Annotated in this window: 15 protein-coding genes; 11 read left to right on the top strand and 4 right to left on the bottom strand. The window is 62.1% G+C overall.

Annotation, left to right across the window (positions count from 1 at the left end; all coding sequences use genetic code 11):
- Window positions 1-99: 99 nt before the first annotated feature.
- Window positions 100-927, top strand: a complete 828-nt coding sequence (locus tag JI721_RS01760) for an alpha/beta hydrolase (protein WP_274456366.1) — start codon at window positions 100-102, stop codon at window positions 925-927.
- A 6-nt stretch (window positions 928-933) separates the two neighbouring features.
- Here JI721_RS01760 and JI721_RS01755 read toward each other — a convergent pair whose 3' ends face one another.
- The gene (locus JI721_RS01755; protein ID WP_274456365.1) at window positions 934-1,353 is read right to left on the bottom strand and encodes a CoA-binding protein; all 420 of its coding nucleotides are present in this window, start codon (window positions 1,351-1,353) and stop codon (window positions 934-936) included.
- Between the two features lie 102 nt (window positions 1,354-1,455).
- Here JI721_RS01755 and JI721_RS01750 point away from each other — a divergent pair, with 102 nt between their 5' ends.
- Window positions 1,456-2,664 carry a CaiB/BaiF CoA transferase family protein gene (locus tag JI721_RS01750; RefSeq protein WP_274456364.1) on the top strand — a complete coding sequence of 403 codons (1,209 nt, stop codon included), beginning with the start codon at window positions 1,456-1,458 and terminating at the stop codon, window positions 2,662-2,664.
- A gap of 113 nt (window positions 2,665-2,777) precedes the next feature.
- Here the strand turns inward: JI721_RS01750 and JI721_RS01745 are convergent, their stop codons facing one another.
- Window positions 2,778-2,978, bottom strand: a complete 201-nt coding sequence (locus tag JI721_RS01745; RefSeq protein ID WP_274457941.1) for a hypothetical protein — start codon at window positions 2,976-2,978, stop codon at window positions 2,778-2,780.
- Window positions 2,979-3,100: 122 nt separating this feature from the next.
- Between JI721_RS01745 and JI721_RS01740 the strand changes: the two genes are divergently transcribed.
- A complete protein-coding gene (locus JI721_RS01740) occupies window positions 3,101-4,141 on the top strand; it encodes a P1 family peptidase (RefSeq protein WP_274456363.1) in 1,041 nt (346 codons plus the stop codon).
- Window positions 4,142-4,183: 42 nt separating this feature from the next.
- On the opposite strand, the gene JI721_RS01735 is transcribed toward JI721_RS01740, so the two are convergent.
- A complete protein-coding gene (locus JI721_RS01735; protein ID WP_274456362.1) occupies window positions 4,184-5,476 on the bottom strand; it encodes an arsenic transporter in 1,293 nt (430 codons plus the stop codon).
- A 173-nt stretch (window positions 5,477-5,649) separates the two neighbouring features.
- On the opposite strand from JI721_RS01735, the gene argC reads away from it, so the two are divergent.
- The 4 genes from argC (at window position 5,650) to JI721_RS17155 (ending at window position 10,008) form a co-directional block, all read left to right on the top strand.
- Window positions 5,650-6,738, top strand: a complete 1,089-nt coding sequence (gene argC, locus JI721_RS01730; protein ID WP_274456361.1) for an N-acetyl-gamma-glutamyl-phosphate reductase — start codon at window positions 5,650-5,652, stop codon at window positions 6,736-6,738.
- A gap of 106 nt (window positions 6,739-6,844) precedes the next feature.
- A complete protein-coding gene (gene argB, locus JI721_RS01725; RefSeq protein WP_274456360.1) occupies window positions 6,845-7,678 on the top strand; it encodes an acetylglutamate kinase in 834 nt (277 codons plus the stop codon).
- Complete coding sequence (locus JI721_RS01720) at window positions 7,678-8,952, top strand: aspartate aminotransferase family protein (RefSeq protein ID WP_274456359.1); 1,275 nt, start codon at window positions 7,678-7,680, stop codon at window positions 8,950-8,952. Before argB ends, JI721_RS01720 begins: the two co-directional genes overlap by 1 nt.
- Window positions 8,953-9,780: 828 nt before the next feature.
- A complete protein-coding gene (locus JI721_RS17155) occupies window positions 9,781-10,008 on the top strand; it encodes an RNA polymerase sigma factor (protein WP_407654059.1) in 228 nt (75 codons plus the stop codon).
- 250 nt (window positions 10,009-10,258) lie between these two features.
- Here JI721_RS17155 and JI721_RS01715 read toward each other — a convergent pair whose 3' ends face one another.
- A complete protein-coding gene (locus JI721_RS01715) occupies window positions 10,259-10,753 on the bottom strand; it encodes an N-acetyltransferase (protein WP_274456358.1) in 495 nt (164 codons plus the stop codon).
- Window positions 10,754-10,947: 194 nt separating this feature from the next.
- On the opposite strand from JI721_RS01715, the gene JI721_RS01710 reads away from it, so the two are divergent.
- The 4 genes from JI721_RS01710 (at window position 10,948) to argH (ending at window position 20,405) form a co-directional block, all read left to right on the top strand.
- Window positions 10,948-15,612 carry a glutamate synthase-related protein gene (locus JI721_RS01710; protein ID WP_274456357.1) on the top strand — a complete coding sequence of 1,555 codons (4,665 nt, stop codon included), beginning with the start codon at window positions 10,948-10,950 and terminating at the stop codon, window positions 15,610-15,612.
- 1,028 nt (window positions 15,613-16,640) lie between these two features.
- Window positions 16,641-17,699 carry an ornithine carbamoyltransferase gene (gene argF / locus JI721_RS01705; protein WP_274457610.1) on the top strand — a complete coding sequence of 353 codons (1,059 nt, stop codon included), beginning with the start codon at window positions 16,641-16,643 and terminating at the stop codon, window positions 17,697-17,699.
- 1 nt (window position 17,700) lies between these two features.
- Window positions 17,701-19,017 carry an argininosuccinate synthase gene (locus tag JI721_RS01700; protein ID WP_274456356.1) on the top strand — a complete coding sequence of 439 codons (1,317 nt, stop codon included), beginning with the start codon at window positions 17,701-17,703 and terminating at the stop codon, window positions 19,015-19,017.
- Window positions 19,014-20,405 carry an argininosuccinate lyase gene (gene argH / locus JI721_RS01695; RefSeq protein ID WP_274456355.1) on the top strand — a complete coding sequence of 464 codons (1,392 nt, stop codon included), beginning with the start codon at window positions 19,014-19,016 and terminating at the stop codon, window positions 20,403-20,405. The genes JI721_RS01700 and argH overlap by 4 nt, the downstream gene beginning before the upstream one ends.
- Window positions 20,406-20,420: the final 15 nt, after the last annotated feature.

The following is a 20,420-nucleotide window of genomic DNA, read 5'->3' as shown; positions in this document are numbered from 1 at the left end:
GGGACCTGTTTCTTATGCTATCATGATCTGGACAAGGCTGAAGATGGATTTCGAGGCATTCCGTCGGGCCTGATGGATACCCAGCCTGGAGGCGATAGGGTGAAACTGTACGAATCACACTGGCCAGTCCCCTCCCCGCGCGGCGTGGTTGTGCTGGTCCACGGTGCTGGAGAACACTGTGGGCGGTACGACCATGTCGCGAAGTGGTTGAATGAGGCAGGCTATGCTGTGTTGGGGCAGGACCTGCCTGGGCATGGAAAGTCGTCCGGCCGGCGCGGCCACGTGGACAGTTTTGAATTATATCTGGACGCGATCGACCGAATGGTGCAGCGGGTCAACGACCTCTACGCGGACATTCCGAAGTTCCTCTACGGTCACAGTATGGGCGGGTTGTCTGTCGTGCGCTGGCTGCAAACCCGGCCGGAACCGACGAAGCGGCTCTTGCAGGGCATCATCCTGACGTCGCCCTGTCTCGAGTTGTCACTCCCCATTCCGCCGCTGTTGATGCGCGTCGCGGCCGTGATCGATCGCCTCTGGCCCACGTTCACGCAGTCCAACCGCATCCCGGCGGAGATTGTCAGCCGGCACCCGGACGTGGTTGCGCGGTATGGGACGGATCCGCTGATTCTGCACAAGGTCACCGTCCGATGGGTGATGGAGTTGCAGCGCAGCATGATGGCGGCGCGTGCCGGCGAAGCGTCGTTCCCGGCGCCGACCTTAATCTTGCAGGCGGGGCAGGACCGTCTCGTGTCTCCCGCGGCGACACGCGCCTTTGTGCAGCGTCTGAGTGCGCCGCGCAAGGTCTATCACGAGTTCAGCGAGTACTATCACGAACTGCACAACGAGCCCGAACGGGACGAAGTGCTGGCGATGATCACATCGTTTCTGGACAGCTGCACACAGGCGACTGCGGCAGAGGGCGTGTGATACCGCTTACGCCCCCCGTACGAACAAGCTGTGCATGACCATGATGCAGCGGTCCATGACCATGGTCTTGCCGTGCGCGCGGGCGATGTCCGCGGCTTCTTCATTGTAGATGCCCTGCTGCGCCCAAATCACGGGGGCGGAAGTGTTGACCGCTTCGCGCACCACATCTGGCAGGGCTTCACTGCGGCGGAAGATGTTCACGATGTCGACCGGTTCAGGGAGGTCGGCGAGGCTTGCGACGGCGCGTTCGCCGAGGACCTCCTGTACGTTCGGGTTGACGGGGATAATCTTGTAGCCGCGCCGCTGCATTTCGGCGGAGACGGCGTAACTTTCCCGGCTCGGGTCGTCAGACAGGCCAACGACTGCGATGGTCTTGGCGTTCTTGAGAATACTTGCGATGGCTTCATTGCTTGGATTTTGGAACACGCAGATTCACTCCTGTCGCGGTTGATGGACTGAGGGTTCGTGCCCTCATCATACGGTCACTCTTCTGAAGAATCAAATTGCTGCCGAATGGGAGGAACAAGTGTGACTTACACCACTGTGAACGGGCCAGCTCCGCTGGAGGGCATCACGGTCCTCGACTTCAGCCGTCTGCTGCCTGGGCCGTACGCCACGATGTTGATGGTTCAGCTCGGCGCACGCGTCATCAAGATTGAGGAGCCTGGCAAAGGGGACTATGTGCGCTTCTTTCCGCCTGTGGAAGACGGCGTGTCGTGGAAGTACCGCTGGTTGAACCGCGGCAAGGAGAGCGTCGCGATTGACTTGAAGAAGCCGGAAGGACAAGAACTGGCCCGCGCGTTGGCAAAGAAGTGCGACGTCTTGATGGAGGGGTTTCGGCCCGGGGTGATGAAACGGCTCGGCCTCGACTATGATACCTTGGCAGACACGAATCCGGGCCTCATCTACTGCGCGATCACGGGGTACGGTCAGACGGGACCCTACCGCGACCGCGTGGGCCATGACTTCAACTATGCCGCGGTCGCGGGCGTGCTTGCGATGGCGGGGCCGGCGGGACAGCCGCCGACGCCTGCGGGCGTTCAAATCGGGGACTTGGGCGGCGGCGCCATGATGGCCGTCACGAGCGTTCTGGCAGCCTTGCTGCAGCGCGGCAAGACGGGCCGCGGCCAGTACCTGGATGTCTCCATGACGGACGGTCTGGTTTCATGGTTGTCCTACAACATTGCGGACTACTTCGCGACGGGGCAGGAGCCGCAGCCCGGCGCCCGGCAGCTGGGCGGAGACTTCGCCTGTTACCGCGCCTACCAAACAAAAGACGGGAAGTACATCGCCGTGGGCGCGGTGGAAAACCACTTTTGGCACAACCTTTGCGCTGCGTTGGGCAAGCCCGAGTACACGGAACTTCAGTACGCGCCCTATCCACAGCAGCAGGTGGTCGTTGACTGGCTGACCGAGACGTTTCTGCAGCGCGATCGCGATGCATGGCTCGCCGAGCTCTCTTCCCTGGAGGCCTGCGTGACGCCCGTCAACTCTCTGGGTGACGTGGTGCGCGATCCGCAGGTGCAAGAACGCGGCCTGTTTCGAGAAGCAGCGGATGGCGCGCCGTGGGTGCGCTTTCCCGTCCCGATGTCCGGGCTTGACCAGGCGCCGGTTGCCCATGCGCAGTCGGATGCGGCGTCGTTTGCGATTGGGGCTTGCACGGATGGGGTGCTGAAAGAGTGGGGATACACGGAGGCGGAGCTGACCGCCTTGCGGCGCGCCGGGGTGATTGCGTAATCGCGCGTGTGATTGCGTCATCGTGCGCCAGTGCAGGCCATGTCACGTAGGCAGGCGTGCGGCCAGGGGGCAAATCGCCCCCTTGGCTGCGCGATGGAACCTGCCTGCGTGCATTACGAACTGCTGGAACTGTCGTACCCATAGGCGCTGCCCATGGTGCCCATGCCCCAGGTGCTCATCGGGTAGGAGGTCATGGCGACGCCTGTACCCGCCCCGGTGAGTGCGCCGTAGGCCGGCACGAGCAGGAAGAACAACACAAAGATAATCAGGAATACAACCGCCCATCTTGTGTACCCGCCGAATGTACCATACATGTGTTTGATCCCTCCTTCGGAAGATACCTCATCAGATGATGGGACAAATGACCTGCGATACGGACACTCGCGGAGGGACACGGGAATGGGCCGACGAATCAACTGGAGACTGGGGGGCGCGTATGGAAGCTTGCAGGTTGAAGGTGCCAGGCATTTGGGTCGGTCACGCGTCCAATGTGGAAGCTGTGACCGGGTGTACGGTGGTGCTGGCCCCAGAGGGCGCCGTCGCGGGCGTGGATGTCCGAGGCGGCGCGCCGGGTACGCGCGAGACGGATTTGTTGAACCCGCTGAATACCGTGGAGCGGGTGCACGCCGTCCTCTTGACGGGCGGCAGCGCGTTCGGGCTGGATGCAGCGACTGGCGTAGTGCGGTGGCTCGAAGCCCGAGGGGTGGGCTTCAACACTGGGTTTGCCAAGGTGCCCATTGTGGTTGGGGCCGTGTTGTACGACCTTGGCATCGGGTCGGCCGCCGTTCGACCGGACGCGGCGATGGGGGTTGCCGCGTGTGAATCGGCCATCACGGCGGACGGTCCAGGCGCGGGCAGCGTCTTGGCGCTCGGCAGCGTCGGTGCCGGGACGGGCGCGACCGTCGGCAAATTGGCGGGGCATGGGCGGGCGACGAAGTCCGGCATCGGATTCGGCCGGGAAACCGTGGGCGACGTGGTGGTGGAGGCGCTCATCGCGGTGAATGCGGTCGGCGAGGTGCGCGGCCCATCAGGGGACGTGTTGGCGGGGATTCGCGGGGCAAAGCCGGGATGGTATGAACGGAGTCTGGACGTCCTGCGCCGGTTGGGTGCGGAGCAGCGCGGCGACCACCATGACGAGGAGCAGGGCGAGGAGCACGGAGGGGGACTCAGCACCAATACGACGATTGGCTGCCTGTGGACCAACGCGCGGCTCACGAAAGCACAGGCGTCCAAGGTGGCGCAAATGGCGCACGATGGGCTGGCCCGATCAATCGATCCGATTCATACGCCGCACGATGGCGACACCTTGTTTGTGTTGTCCGCGGGGGAAGCAAAGGTCGATGTGACGGTGCTGGGCGCCCTGGCCGCGAAAGCGACCGAGGCGGCGGTGCACCATGCGGTGGCCTGTGCGACGGGGCTGGGCGGCGTCCCGTCTGCGAGTGAGTGGGCCGCGGTCGGCGGCCGCATCCAATCGTGAGGCCGATGTGTGTGCGTTCGAGCGCCGCGCCTTGCCTTCGATTCAGCGAATGAACGCGCTCCAGACGTACAGTCCACACAATGTGACGAACAGCGTCGGAAGGGTCAAGACGATGCCTGTGCGAAAATAGCGCCCCCATGAAATCGAGATGCCTTTCTTCCCAAGTACATGAAGCCAAAGGAGGGTTGCCAACGAGCCAATGGGCGTAATTTTCGGCCCCAAATCGCAGCCAATCACGTTCGCGTAGGCAAACATCTGCTGCATCCCGCTTGGCGCATGGGTGGCGTGGATGGCCAGCGCATCAATCATGACCGTCGGCATGTTGTTCATGATGCTGGACAGGACCGCCGCGATAAAGCCCATGGCAAGTGTGCCAGCGAATAATCCGCCTTGTGCTGCGCCTTCGATGACATTCCCAAGAAGCGTGGTGAATCCGGCATTCTGAAGTCCGTAGACCACCACGTACATGCCAATGGAGAACACCACGATGGCCCACGGGGCCTCTTTGACGACCTTCCAGGGTTGAATCACGCGCGTCCGGCTGCCAGCCGCGAGGAACACCACCGCGATGACCCCGGTCACTGATGACACAGGAATGTGCAGCAACTCAGTCAAGATGCAGCCCATCAAGAGGATCGCGAGGATGACCCACGAAGCCTGAAACATCCCTCGATGGACGATGACGCTGGACGGGTCGGGGACATCGCTCGGATGGTACCGCTCCGGAATGTCCTTTCGAAAAAACAGATACAAGACGAGGATACTCGCTCCCAGCGAGCACAGGTCAGGCACAATCATGTGCGCCAAATACGTGAGAAAACCAATGTGGAAGTAGTCCGCAGACACGATGTTGACAAGGTTGCTCACGACCAGCGGCAGCGACGTTGTATCGGCGATGAAGCCAGACGCCATGATGAACGGGATCATCTTCTTCACATCAAACTTGAGCAGCTTGACCTTTTCCAGGACAATGGGTGTCAAAATTAACGCCGCGCCGTCGTTGGCGAACAAGGCAGACACCACGGCTCCCAGAAAAATGACGTAGAGAAATACCTTTCGCCCGTCTCCGTTGGCCGCTCGCGCCATCTTCAAGGCGGCCCACTCGAAAAATCCGACTTTGTCGAGAATGGTGGACGTGATGATGATGCCCACGAATGCCAAGGTCGCATCCCAGACAATCTTTGTGACGGAAAGGACATCTTGGAACGAAACCACGTGGAACAAGAGAGCCAACACCGCGCCGCCCAATGCGCTCCAGCCAATCGACAGTCCCCTCGGCTGCCAGATGACAAATACGAGTGTGACGATGAACAATGCTGCCGCTGCGAAAACCATGCTGCCGCTCCTTCGATAAAATGGGTATATCATATGGATGGCCACGGATGTTGTCAATGGTTTCTTTCATCAAACGGTCACGAAACACCTGCCTTCTACCAAAGTCACCGTCTTGACCCCCTCCGCCCCCGCCTTTATACTGAATGAAAATACATGTTTGGGGATGTTTATGCATGGCGGAGACGGCGTCTGCTGTTCGGGTTGGGATTATCGGTGCCAACGGGTATTCGGGCATCGAGCTGTTACGCACTCTGTCGCTGCACCCGCACGTCCACATAACGTACGTGGCCGGCAGCCGCGATGCCGACGGCGGCTTGTTGGCGGAGCAGCCGTTCCTGCGCACGCTGACGGCGCCGGCACATACGCACGACGGCGCCTCGCTGGCCGCGCTGAAAGTTCAACAGTTCGATCCCGACGTCTGCGCCGCCGCCTGCGACGTCGCGTTTGTCGGCCTGCCCTCGGGCAGCGCGGGTCAGGTGGCGGCGGCGTTATACGAGCGCGGCCTGCGGGTGATCGACTTGTCCGGCGATTTGCGGCTCCCGGCGGAGGCGTACCGAACGTGGTACGGCCGTGATCCGGTGCCAGATGCCGTGCTCGGAGCCGCCGTGTACGGCTTGACGGAGTGGCGCCGGGCCTCCATCGCGACTGCGCAGCTGCTGTCCAACCCAGGCTGTTATGCCACGGCAACGCTGCTGGCGCTGCTGCCTGCTGTCCGGGCGGGCCTAAACCGGCCCGGCGCGCCGATTGTCGTCGACGCTAAGTCGGGTGTGTCTGGGGCTGGGCGAAAAGCCGTCCAATCAAACCTGCTCGGCGAACTGGCCGAGAATTTTTACCCGTACAAGGTGGGCCGGCATCAGCATACCCCGGAAATCGAGCAGATGCTGGACCCGGACGGGGGCGTACGGATTTCGCTGACAACTCAGCTGCTGCCGGTGGCGCGCGGGATTTTGTCTGCGTGTCATGTGATGCTCGAGCGGCCGGTGACGGTGGAGGAAGTCTACCAGTTCTACCAGGATTGTTACGCCGCAGAACCGTTTGTGCATGTCCTGCCGCCTGGGCAGGTGCCGCAGTTGAAGCACGTGCGGGGGTCGAACCATTGCGACATCGCGATCGCGGTGGATGAACGCACTGGGCTTTTGCAAGTGTTCTCGGTGATTGACAACTTGCAAAAGGGCGCCGCGGGGCAGGCGGTGCAAAACTTTAACGTGATGCACGGGTTTGCGGAAACGGAAGGTCTTTGGGCCCAGCCGATGTATCCGTAGGACGCGTTGGATTCCTTGGTTGGCAATCGGCATCGCGCGCCGAGCGGGCTGGCCGCGCTTTGGCGCCTGGGCGGCGCGATGCATCGAGATACGCGAGGTGTGCCTTGTGACGGATTGTGTTGTATTGAAAATGGGCGGTTCTCTAGAAGGGGCGGGGCTGTACGCGCTGGCTGGCGGTATTGCGCGCTGCCTCTGGGAAGGCAGACGCGTGGTCGTGGTGCACGGCGGCGGACCGCGCATCACACGGGCGCTGAAGGAGGCCGGCATTGAGCTGCCGTTTGTCAATGGCGAGCGCATCACCACGGAAGCGGGCATGGCGGTCGTCGAACGCGTGCTGGCGCGCGAAGTGAACGGGGAACTGGTGCAGGCGCTCTGCGGCCAGGAGATTCCCGCTGTCGGGCTGTCGGGTGCCGACGGTGTGATTGGCGCGGCGCCGCTGCCCGGCCGCGGCCGCACGGCGCGCGTGGGGCTGGTGTCGACCAAGGCCATCGAGCGGGCCTTGGCGGCTGGAATGGTGCCGGTGATCGCGCCGATTGGCAGGGACGAGGCGGGCCTCACGTACAACATTAACGCGGATTTGGCGGCCGGCGCGGTCGCGGGCGCGCTTGGCGCGTCACGGGTGGTGTTTCTCACGGATGTGCCGGGGATTTACGAAGACTGGGAAGCCAGAGTGCTGTTGAAGGAGGCTTCTGCATCCACCCTTGAACAGCTGCTCGCGGACAATCGGTTTCACCAGGGCATGATTCCGAAGGTCACGGCGGTCTTGTCCGCGTTGAAGGCGGGGGTTTCGACAGCCTACGTGGTGAACGGGGCGGATGCAGCGGCGCTGGCTTGGGCACTGCAGCCCGGGACCGCGGACGGCGAGACCGATACACATGAGGCAGGAAATGGCTCGGTGCGGGACTTTGGCACCCGGATTCGCCAACTGGAGGCGGGATGATGGACGTGTTGATGAATAACTATGGGGAGCGCAAGCTGACGTTTGTCCGGGGGGAAGGCGCGACGCTGTACGACGCCGCGGGGCAGGCGTATCTGGACTTTACGGCGGGCATCGCCGTGTGCAGTCTGGGCCATGCACACCCTGCGGTCGCGCAGGCCATTGCTCAGCAAGCGCAGACGCTCATCCACTGCTCCAATCTGTATCTGAACCCGGGTCAGGTCCGCTTGGCCGAACGATTGACGGCTCTGTCGGGTCTCGATCGCGCTTTTTTTTGCAACTCCGGGGCGGAAGCGAACGAAGCGGCCATCAAGCTGGCGCGCCGCTACGCTTGGCACAACGGGGACACAGCACGCACGGAAATCGTCACGCTGCCAGGCGGGTTTCATGGCCGGACGCTCGGGGCGTTGTCCATCACCCCAAAACCTGCCTATCATCAGGGCTTCACGCCGCTTCTGCCGGACTGTTCGACACCGGAGCGCTTGGAAGCGGTGGTCGACGCCATCACGGAGCGGACGGCCGCCTGTTTTGTCGAAGTGGTGCAGGGGGAAGGCGGCGTGAACGTCATCCCTGACGAGGTCCTGCTGGCCATCCAGGCCCGCTGCCGGGAAGTGGGAGCACTGTTCGTGATTGACGAGGTGCAGACGGGCGTCGGGCGGACGGGGACCTTCTTCGCGTTTGAAGGGGTCGGGCGGACGAGCGGCACTGATGGGAGCGGCGGCGCGGAGCTGGGGGGTCGGCCGGGATCGCACACGGGGGCGGAGCCAGGGGTGGCGCCGGGATCGCACGCGGGGGCGGAGCCGGGGTTAGTGCCGGGATCGCACGCGGGGCGCCGGTTGGGGCTCCAGCCCGACATCGTCACGATGGCGAAGGGGCTGGCCAACGGCGTTCCCGTGGGGGCGGTGTTGGCGCGAGCGGAAGTGGCCGAAGCGTTCACACCGGGCAGCCATGGCTCCACATTCGGCGGGAATCCGCTTGCGATGGCTGCGGCGAATGTCGTCGTGGATATCGTGGCCAGCGCCGATTTTCTGGAACACGTGAAGGCCACGGGTGCGTATCTGCAGCAAGCTCTGCGCCGCTTCAGCGACGACGTCTCAGGGCGCGGTTTGATGGTCGGCATGACGGTGCCGGACGCCAAGCAGTTTGTGGCGGCGGCGGCCGATGTAGGCGTACTGCTGACGGCGGTCGGCGAACACCGGGTGCGGTTTGTGCCGCCGCTCATCGTCGATGCCCCCCTGGTTGATGCGCTGGTCGAGCGCTTGGCCGCGATCCGTTAGCGTGGGCGGCTGGCTGGGTGCGGGTCGGCCGTGGGCGGCTTTAGGAAGGAAAGGCGCCTAAAGCGCTGAGAGTGCGGCTGGCTGGTGGCGGCTTTAGGAAGGAAAGGCGCCTAAAGCGCTGGGAGTGCGGCCGGCTGGCGGCGGCTTTAGGAAGGAAAGGCGCCTAAAGCACAGGAATCGCGACCGGCCGGTGGTGGCTTTAGGAACGAAAGGCGCCTAAAGCACAGGGAGTGCGGCTGGCTGGCGGCGGCTTTAGGAAGGAAAGGTGCCTAAAGCGCCGGGATCGCGGCCGGCTGGCGGGGGCTTTAGGAAGGAAAGGCGCCTAAAGCACAGGGAGTGCTGCTGGCCGGTGGCGGCTTTAGGAAGGAAAGGTGCCTAAAGCGCCGGGATCGCGGCCGGCTGGTGGCGGCTTTAGGAAGGAAAGGTGCCTAAAGCGCCGGGATCGCGGCCGGCTGGCGGCGGCTTTAGGAAGGAAAGGTGCCTAAAGCCCTGGGAGTGTGGCTGGCCGTGAATGGCCGGCGGCCTCACTCGCGGATGGGGAGGAGCGGGAGACAATCGCAGGCGATGAACGCGGGATGCACTCGCCGCGCGCGATGGAATAGGAGTTATGGTTCATGACGCCCAGGGTCGCTTGAGGGCGTTTTTTCGTTTGTTCTGTAGGAAGAAGGGCCAATCAATTTAGGTTGAAGTCAATTTATTTGAAGTCGTTTGTAACAAAACGCGGCTGGCTGTCACTAATCCAACGAAGGGAGGAAAAGCAGTGGACTCGATGCACCCCTCCGAAGCTTGTCATTTACTGTTCGAGCAGTACGGAGATGAAGTGTACAAGTGCATTCGGTTTTCGGTGGGGACAAGTCGGAGGCGGAAGATATCTTGCGAGAGACCTTCCTGCGTGTTCTCCACTCCAGGAGCCGATTTCATCATCAATCCAATCCAAAGACGGGGATTTGGTCCATTGTAAACAACTGTATGCTGGAATATGTGCGCAAACAAAAGCGACGGCTTATCAGATCAACGACACCCCGTTATTCGCGGCGGTTCTATCAGATGGGTTGAACGGTACAAATCGACACATCGTGCACCTGCGCGCAGGTGTACGGTGTGTCTCGGCAATCGCACGAATCGACTCGCTCCGCTGCTAGATTTCATTCGGTGATCCCGTTCATTGAACCGACGGTCCAACCGGCCGGCGCGCACCACGGTGAATCGGCAGTCCGCTTCGGCAGTCCGCTTCGGCAGTCCGCTTCGGCTGCACCGCTCCCGCATGCGCGCTGAGTGGGCCGCTTTGTGGCCGAAATTCGAAAATTCACGCTTCCGCGACTTGCCCTATATACACGGCATGGGGTTGTTGTGTATAATAAACCATAGCCGTCTCGTCACAGTGGTCATATTTTTTGCAATACAAGCAGTCTTTCCATATCTTATGCGGTAATGTATGCTTCTCGACCACTTCAAATCCGAGTTTGGCAAAAAAACCGGTTTGATAGGTCAAGGAGAGAACTTGGTCGATTCCGAGCGCAGCAGCGGTGCCCAGCAGGTGTTGGACAATCCGGCGACCAAGCCCCTGCCCTTGCGTCTCCGGATGAACGGCAAGCGACCGTATTTCCGCCAGGTCTTGCCACAAAATGTGCAATCCTGCCGTACCCACGATGCGACCTTCCGATGTTCCGACGACAAAGCACTGCAAGTTTTCGTATAGGGACTTTGCGGAACGGGGCAGCATCAACCCCATGTCTGCGTAATGTTGAATCAACTGTTGCATTTCCGGCACGTCCTTCACCGTTGCTTGACGGATTTGCATGGGTGAGCTGGCCTCCTTGGCGACGGCTTTACAACCGTCAATGGCATGAATATTTATAACACAATATAGCATTATTATTCAATATGTCGTATATTTTTTCACAGAAGCGGATGCGCAAGCAAAACGACACGAACATGCCAAAGCATTGACGCTGGCCTGGTGGGTCTACCCATTCCTACTCTTGAAAGGAAGTGATGAGGTTGAACTTGAACGCATTGACGATGCAGATCGACAGAGAGCACGACAGTTGCGGAATTTTCGCCAGAATCGAAAGGACGGGCATCCCGAGCCACAAAACGGTGACTGCAGGGATTCAGGCGCTCAAGGCCCTCAGTCACAGGGCGGGCTACGTCCAGGGGGAAGGCGACGGCTGCGGCCTCTTGATGGACATTCCGCGGGCGCTGTGGCGCCGTTGGTTGGCGGAAGCCGGTCAAAAGGCGGAACTTGCCGATGATGAAAAGTTCTTTGTACTCCATCTTGTGCTCGATCGCGCCGCATCCGGCCGGCTGCTGGACGACGTGAAAAAAGACCTGGCCGAGGCCGGGTTCGAGGTTGCACTGGTGCGCGCTGATGTCGCAGATTCGCGCGCGCTCGGACCGCTGGGGCAGCGCGAAAATCCGCTGTTTGCCCAGATTGGCGGTCTGTGCCCGACAGCGAGCGACGACAAGCTGGTGGAAATGACCACGCACCTCGAACGTCACCGCGGACTGCACGTCGCGTCGATGAGCCGGACGACTTGCGTATACAAGGTGATTGGCGACGGCGACACGCTGTCGTGCTTCTACCCGGACCTGCGGGATGAGGAATGCACCTCCGTGTTTGCGCTGGCACATACGCGTTATTCCACGAACACGGCGACGTCCTTCTTCCGGGTACAGCCGTTTGCGCTTTTAGGACATAACGGAGAAATTAACACCATTGCCCGCTTCTACGAGGAAGCTGGCATGGCGGGCATCCCGATTGACGCATCGTTCAGCGACTCGCAAATGGTCGATCGCGCCCTGCACTATTTCGTGGCGAAACATAACTGGTCGTTGTTTGAAGCGGCGGAACTCTTGTTCCCGCCGATCATCAACGAAATTAAGCAAATGCCTGCGGAACTCGCGGACATGTACATGTTTCTGAGGTCGCTGTGGGGACCGTTTGCGCAAGGCCCTGCGGCCGTGATGATGCGGTTCGGCCAGGAGGCTGTGTTTAGCGTCGACGCGCTGGGCCTGCGTCCGATGTGGCTGGTCGAGACGGAAGACGCGTACCACTTCAGTTCGGAGCAGGGCATCATCCCGGTGTCGGAATGGGCTGCGGATCCGAAGCCCCTTTCTCCGGGTGAAAAAATCGGTGTGTCGTTGGCGCCGCATGATGTACGCGTATTCCAGTACACGGATCTCCAAAAGGAAACCCTTTCACGGGTCAAGAAGCGCTATCAATTCAGCTCCGAGTCCCGCAACCTGAACTTTGCCGGGTCACTGCTGGAACGCGGCGAAGTGGCGCACACGCATCGGGATTTGAAGCCTATCTCGATTCGACAGGCGGCCTTCGGCTGGCGCGAAGAAGACATCAAGGCGCTGGAATTTGAGCTGCAGACAGGGGCTGAGCCGATTCGCTCGCTCGGAAACGACAGTCCGTTGGCGGCGCTCGACACCGGCCTGCGGTCCATTCCGGATTTTCTGCATGAGACGGTTGCGGTGGTCACGAACCCGGCCATCGACCGCGAACGCGAAGTGGAGCACTTCAGTACCCGAACGGTGCTCGGAAAGCGGCCGTCGTTGGAAGGGCTGTATCACGACGCGCAGCGCGTGGAGATTCAATCGCCGCTCCTGCTCGAAGAATTGCCAGCCTACACGGACGTAACGCTGGAAGACATCCAGGCGGTCGCGAACCGGCGCGGAACCTTGTGCTATGAGGACGCCTTGGCGGCGCTGCATACCGGACCGTACGGCACGGTCGAGATTCTTATTCACCGCAATGAAGGGGAATCGGTGGAGAGCGCGCTGGCCCGGTTTGGACAGGAGGCGCTGAAGGCGGTGCAGGCAGGCGCGAACGTGATCGCGCTGGATGACCGGCTGCAGTTTGCGCGCGGCGCGTACATTGACCCGTTCCTCGCGGTTGCGGCGGTGCATAAAACGCTGCTGAGGCCGTCCTCCAGCCAGGGCGGCGAACACCTGCGGAGGCGCACCAGCATCGTGCTGCGAAGCGGTGCGATTCGCAACCTCCACGACATCGTCACGGCGGTCGGCCTCGGGGCGGAAGCCGTCAACCCGTACCTGATGTGGGAGTACGCCGCGATGAAAGGGAGCGCGCAGGGGGTCGAGAACTTGCACGCCGCGCTGTGCAAAGGCCTGGAGAAGGTCATCTCGACGCTCGGCATTCACGAATTGCGCGGGTATGAACGGCTGTTCGGCGCGATTGGACTCCGGTCGGAAATCGCAGAATGGCTGGGCGTGCCGACGTTCTGCGGCGGTGACAACGCTGGCTTCGGGTTCGCTGCGCTGGAAGCAGAGGCCGAGAAGCGGCAGGCGCTCTACAACACGGAAGAAGAGAAGAAGCTCGCGCGGCAGCGCACCTTCCAACTCTATCCGAGAATTTGGAAGGCAGCAGGGCTGGTCGCGATGGGGCTTGCGCCCTATGACGACTTCCACGACAAACTCGCGTCCTTTGAGCGCGACAATCCCATCAGCATCCGCCATGTGCTCGATCTAAGAACGGTGGACGAAAGTGAAGAGCCGGCAGAGAATGCGGCGGTGGATACAAGCATCGACGGGCATTCGTACCCGCTCGTCATTAGTTCCATGTCCTTCGGGTCGCAGGGTGAAACGGCGTACCGCGCGTATGCGGAGGCCGCATACCGCACGAACATTGTCGCACTGAACGGCGAGGGCGGCGAAATCAAGGACCTGCTCACCCGGTACCCGCGTCACCGCGGCCGCCAGATCGCGTCGGGCCGGTTCGGGGTCAACGCGGCGCTGTGCAACGGGGCCTACGTGCTGGAGATCAAGATTGGCCAGGGCGCGAAGCCGGGCGAGGGCGGGCATCTGCCGGGATCGAAAGTGACCGCGCAGGTCGCTGCGGCTCGAAACGCCTCGCTGGGGACGGACCTCATCTCGCCGTCGAACAACCACGATATTTACTCCATCGAGGACTTGGCGCAGGTGATTTACGAGTTGCACGAAATCAACCCGCACGCCAAGGTCGCGGTGAAGGTGCCGGTCGTGCCGAACATCGGGACCATCGCGGTTGGCATCGTGAAGGCAGGCGCTGACGTGGTCACCCTCAGCGGCTTTGACGGCGGAACCGGTGCGGCGCGCGCACACGCCATTCGTCACGTGGGCTTGCCTGTGGAGCTGGGGATCAAGCTGGCGCATGAAGCGCTGTGTGAAGCCGGGCTGCGCGACCAGGCCGAGATTTGGGCCGACGGCGGCATGAAGTCAGGCACGGACGTGATGAAGGCCATCCTGCTCGGCGCCAATCGGGTTGGATTTGGCACGATGGCGATGGTGGCGATTGGCTGTACGTCCTGCCGTGCCTGTCACAAAGATACGTGTCACGTCGGGATCGCGACGCAGATTACCGACACGGAAGAAGCGCGCGAGAAGGGGCTGCCGCGGTTTGAGCCGCGCGAATTCGAACACGCGGTGGAACACTTGCGGAAATTCTTCACGGAGGTTGGCGAACACGTCGGACGCTTGACGCGTCAGCTCGGAGCTACGCGCACGCAGGACCTGGTTGGCCGCAGTGATTTGCTGGTGCAAAGCGGGATGTTTGACGCGATGGACCTAACGTGGATGATTCGCCGCGACCTGCGCCACGACGGGCTGGGAACGAACGTCCGCACGCGTCACGGGAGCGCCGGAGCGGCGGCGGATGCAGAAGTCCTGGCGATGGCCGTGGGCACAGAGACGGCGGTGGCCGAGACGTCCATCGGGGTCTCGTGGGATGCAGACGTGCCGATGCGGCGCGTCGGCAAATCGGGCCGGTGGAAAGTGATTCAAGGCGGAGATGCAGGTGCCGCAGAGGCGCAGGGTGCGGCGGCAGGGCCGGGATCGAACGGCGCTGGCGCGGCTGACGCTGGCGCGAAGGCGCGGGGGATTGCTGCGCTGCCGCGAGCCATGGGCACGTGGGTCGCTGGCGATCGGATCCGCACGGGCAGCGAGGAACGGGTGCTCAACGAAACCCGCGACGTCGGCGGCAACGGCTTCGCCGCGTATCACACCGACGGCATGGTGTCCGTCGCGCACGGCGGTGCGCAGGACGGCGTGGGCAAGGCAGCGCTTGGGGGGAAGGTCGTGATTCTCAAGCACAAGTGCCCGGACGGCGTCTGGCGCGGCGGATCGGTTGGCAAAGGGCTGGCGTACGGTGCGCAGCGCGGGTTGTTCCTCATTCAGGGCGACGCGGATGCGCGCGCGGGGATTCGGTTGTCGGGTGCGGACATCGTGATCGGCGGCGCACCTCGTCCGGTGCACGACGAACTGGGCTGGGTTGGTGCGCGTGCGAACCTCAAGGGCTTCGCGTTTGAATACATGACCGCCGGGCGTGCAGTGGTGCTCGGGGATGCGGGTCCGTGGATTTGCTCCGGGATGACGGGCGGATCGGTGTACCTGCGCCTGGCGCCGGAACTCGGCTTGACCGAAGAGGCCCTGCGGCGGCGCGTCGCGAAGGGCGCCAAGGTCACGGTCCGCTACCTGGACGCCGAGGGCGAGTCGGATGTCACGGAACTGCTGACCACGTATCAGCGCGAACTGCGCCACAGCGGCCAGTGGGAAGAAGCCAACGCGCTGCAGCCGCTGATTGACCAGCCGGCGGATCATTTCCTGATGGTGCGTCCTGGCGGCGAGATCACCGACCAGACCATCGCGACGGAGTAACCGGCGCGCACGGCGCGTTCGGGGGTGTATTTGGGCCCGGCCCGGCGGGCGTTTTAAGGGCCGGTTCGGCCGGGCGAGCGTTTTGGGGGCCGGTTCAGCCTGTTGGGCGGGCCGGCATTTGCCGGCCGGTGCATTCGCGGGCGCGGTTGGCGGGCGCGGTTGGCGGGCGCAATCGGGCGCATTGGATGTGGAAAAGGTGGGGGAATCCCACCTTTTTCGTATTTGAGGGGGCGGGTGGAGGAAGGCGTGGGCCGGAGGGGTGGGGTGAGGGCGGCTTAGGGAAGGAAAGGCGCCTAAAGCGCCGGGGTTGCGGTCGGCCGGTGGCGGCTTAGGGAAGGAAAGGCGCCTAAAGCGCCGGGATCGCGGTCGGCCGGTGGCGGCTTAGGGAAGGAAAGGCGCCTAAAGCGCCGGGATCGCGGTCGGCCGGTGGCGGCTTTAGGAAGGAAAGGCGCCTAAAGCGCCGGGGTTGCGGTCGGCCGGTGGCGGCTTTAGGAAGGAAAGGCGCCTAAAGCGCCGGGGTTGCGGTCGGCCGGTGGCGGCTTTAGGAAGGAAAGGCGCCTAAAGTGCCGGGATCGTGGTTGGTAGACGGCGGCTTTGGGAAGGAAAGGCGCCCAAAGCGCCGCCCAACCGCCCAACCGCCCAACCGCCCAACCGCCCAACCGCCCAACCGCCCAACCGCCCAACCGCCCAACCGCCCAACCGCCCAACCGCCCGGCCCTCACCCCAGCTCATCCCCTCTCCGTCACCCCCCATCCTCTCGCCGCTCGAATCCTTCACACGTACGTCACAATTCCCCAGGTGGCCGCGAAAAAATAACATTGATAAATATACACACTCATGTATAATGATGCGTATAAAGCATTGCGAATGTGCTTGCGAGCTGATTCGTTGCAAACGTGAACTGATTCGTTGCAAACGTGAACTTGTTCGATTCGTTGTGCGTGTCATGCAGTCTCTCGCTGAGTGTGGAGCACCGACTTCAACCTCATCAACTGGGACAGCCGGAAGGGGAATGAACCGTGAGCGTGATGAAGGCGATTGGGTATGTCGGACGCGGCGATGCCGCGATTGTACCGCTCGGGGATGGATATTTGTCAGTCCGATTACAAAATGCGCTGATGGTGGCTCATCAGTCGCTTCGAGGCCGGGATTTGCTGGATTTCTCGGACTATACACCGGATGAACTGGAGTCTTTGCTGAAACTTGGCCTTGTGTTGAAAGAAGCGCAAAAGAGCGGGTTCCGTCATGAACTGCTGCCTGGGAAAACGGTCGCTTTGGTGTTCGACAAGGCGTCGACGCGCACGAGGGTGTCCTTTGAGGTCGGCATGCTGCAGCTGGGCGGGCACGCATTGTTTATGCCCGGTTCCGCGACACAGATGGGGCGCGGTGAACCGGTTCCAGATACGGCGCGCGTGATGTCGCGCTATGTGGATGGCATTATGATTCGTACGTTTTCACACGAGATGGTGCGGGAATTGGCGGCGTATGCGACCGTGCCAGTCATCAACGGCTTGACGGATGACCACCACCCTTGCCAGGTCCTCGCCGACGCCATGACGATTTGGGAGCACAAAGGGACGCTCAAAGGTGTTACCGTCGCGTACATCGGGGACGGCAACAACATGGCCAACTCGTGGCTGCAGGCCGCATCGAAACTGGGGATGAATATTCGGGTGTCGAGCCCGCCTGGATTTCTGCCGCCGTCCGCGATTGTCGAGGAGGCGAAACGGTCGGCGGTCGCGAACCGTTCGCAGGTGTTGGTCACGCCCGATCCCGTTCGTGCCGTCGAAGGCGCCGACGTCATTGTCACCGACGTGTGGGCCAGCATGGGCGACGAGGACGAAGCCGAAGTACGCAAGACGATTTTCGCTGACTACCAGGTGAACGCCGAACTCGCAGGGCACGCCAAGCCGGACTACCTGTTCCTGCATTGCCTGCCTGCCCACCGCGGCGAGGAAGTCACCGCTGAGGTCATCGACGGCGAACATTCTGTGGTGTTTGACGAAGCAGAGAACCGCCTGCACGCGCAAAAAGCGGTGCTGGCTGCACTACTTGCGGATGCTGGTGCATTCGGGGAGGGGAACTGAGATGGCAAAGGAAAAACTCGTGCTCGCATACTCGGGCGGATTGGATACGTCGGTCGCGATCACCTGGCTGACTGAAAAATACGGGTACGACGTCGTGGCCATGTGTGTGGACGTCGGGGAAGGGAAAGACCTCGACTTCGTCCAAAAGAAAGCCCTGCAGGTGGGTGCGGTGAAGTCCTATCGGCTGGACGCGGTCAATCGCTACGCGGATGAGTTCGTGAGGCCGGCGCTCGCCGCCAACGCGCTGTACGAGGGTAAGTATCCGCTCGCTTCGGCACTTTCCCGGCCGCTGATTTCGCAGCTGCTGGTGGAAGTGGCAGCGGCGGAAGGCGCGACCGCGGTGGCGCACGGCTGCACCGGCAAGGGCAACGACCAGGTCCGCTTCGAAGTGTCCGTGAAGGCGCTGAACCCCAGCCTCAAGGTGATCGCGCCCGTGCGCGAGTGGGGCTGGACACGCGACGAGGAGATTGCGTACGCGAAGGAGCACGGGGTGCCGATTCCGGTCACGCTCGACAGCCCCTACAGCATTGACGCAAACCTGTGGGGACGTGCGATTGAGTGCGGTGTCTTGGAGGACCCGTGGGCGGAAGCGCCGGAAGGGGCATTCGAGTGGACGAAGAGCGCTGAGGATGCGCCTGATGACCCGGAATTTATCGTGATCACGTTTGACGAAGGGGTCCCAGTGGCCCTCAACGGTGAAGTTCTGCCGCTGGCGGAACTCATCCTCAAGCTCAATCAAGTCGCGGGGGCGCACGGTGTAGGCCGGATCGACCACGTCGAAAACCGCCTCGTCGGCATCAAGTCGCGCGAAGTATACGAATCGCCGGCGGGAGTTGTGCTGGTGAACGCCCACAAGGAACTGGAGACGCTCACGCTGACGCGGGAAGTGGCGCAGTTCAAGGCCGGGATCGAACTCGAATACAGCAAGCTCATTTACAACGGCCTGTGGTTCTCGCCGCTGAAGACGGCGCTGGATGCATTTGTCGCAGAGACGCAAAAGAACGTCACCGGCGACGTGCGGGTGAAACTATACAAGGGTGCCTTCCAGGTCGTCGGGCGGAAGTCCCCGTACTCCCTGTACCGGCACGACCTTGCCACATATAACAAGGGTGACGCGTTCGACCACAACGCGGCGGTCGGGTTCATCCAGCTGTGGGGGATGCCGACGACGGTGTACGCGGATTTACATGGCAAGCTCGATGGTACGGTCGATGCTTCGGCGGTACTCAAGGGCATCCAGGCCTCCGTGCTGGAACCGGCACCGACGGCTTCCGGCGTGAACGCGGCGTTGGAGCAGGTCAAGGAGCACGCGGTATGACCGAACAGCACGCAGGAAAACTCTGGGGTGGACGTTTTACAGAACAGACGAACGACCTGGTCGAGGCCTATACGGCCTCGATTGGGTTTGATGAGCGGCTGGCGACCGTCGACATTCGCGGCAGCATTGCGCATGCGCGGATGCTGGGGCGGGCCGGCATCATCCCGGAAGCCGACGCACAGGCGATTGTGAGCGGACTCGAAGGCCTGCTCGTCGACCTCGAGGCGGGGCAGCTTTCGTTTCGCGTGGAAGATGAAGACATTCACATGAACATTGAACGCCTGCTGTCCGAACGAATCGGGGCCGTGGCAGGCAAGTTACATACCGGCCGAAGCCGAAACGACCAGGTCGCGCTCGACATGCACCTGTTTGTGCGGGAGGCTACGGCGACGGTGCAGGAGGGCATTCGCAAGCTGCAACGGGCGCTCGTGCAGGCGGCTGAAGCGAACCTGGACGTATTGATTCCCGGGTATACGCACCTGCAGCGGGCGCAGCCCGTGCTGCTCGCGCATCACCTGCTCGCCTACTTCTGGATGCTCGAACGGGACTATGGCCGCTTCAGCGACACGGCCAAGCGAACGGATATGATGCCGCTCGGCGCCGGCGCATTGGCGGGGACCACCTTTCCCATCAACCGCGAAGCGGTGATGGAGGAACTCGGCTTCTCCGCGCTGTATGAAAACTCGCTCGATGCAGTTTCTGACCGCGACTATCTGATCGAGTTTCTCAGCGCCTCGAGCCTGCTCATGACGCATTTGTCGCGGTTTTCGGAAGAGCTGATTTTGTGGAGCAGCGAGGAGTTTGGCTTTGTCGAGATTGCGGACGCATACTGCACGGGGTCGAGCATGATGCCGCAGAAAAAGAACCCGGATGTACCAGAGTTGGTGCGTGGCAAGACCGGGCGCGTGTTCGGCCATTTGATGGGCCTCCTGACCGTTCTGAAGGGTCTGCCGCTGGCGTATAACAAAGACCTGCAGGAAGACAAGGAAGGCGTCTTTGACACGCTGGATACGATTGTCCCTGCGCTGGAGCTGTTCGCTGGCATGGTGGAGACGCTGCAGTTCCGGCGGGAGCGCCTACAGCACGCGTTCGATCACGATTTTTCCAACGCCACCGACGTCGCCGATTACCTGGCCGGGAAAGGCGTCCCGTTCCGCGCCGCGCATGAGATTGTCGGGAAGTTGGTGCTGCAGGCGATTGAGGCTGGCACGAACCTGGCGGGCTTGCCGTTCCAAACCTATCAGGACGCGTCCGCGGCGTTTGCGCCCGACATTTACGAACGCATCGCGCCCGGCGCCGTCGTCGCGGCCCGCGCCTCGCGGGGCGGAACCGCTCCGGAAGCCGTGACCCTGCAGTTGAACCTCGCCAAGGCGCGGTTGAGTCTGTAGGCTGCTTTCTGTACG

The organism is Alicyclobacillus cycloheptanicus (assembly GCF_028751525.1).
GTDB classification, from domain to species: domain Bacteria; phylum Bacillota; class Bacilli; order Alicyclobacillales; family Alicyclobacillaceae; genus Alicyclobacillus_L; species Alicyclobacillus_L cycloheptanicus.
Note: the sequence above shows the minus strand (reverse complement) of the source record. Positions and strands in the feature narration are given on the sequence as shown.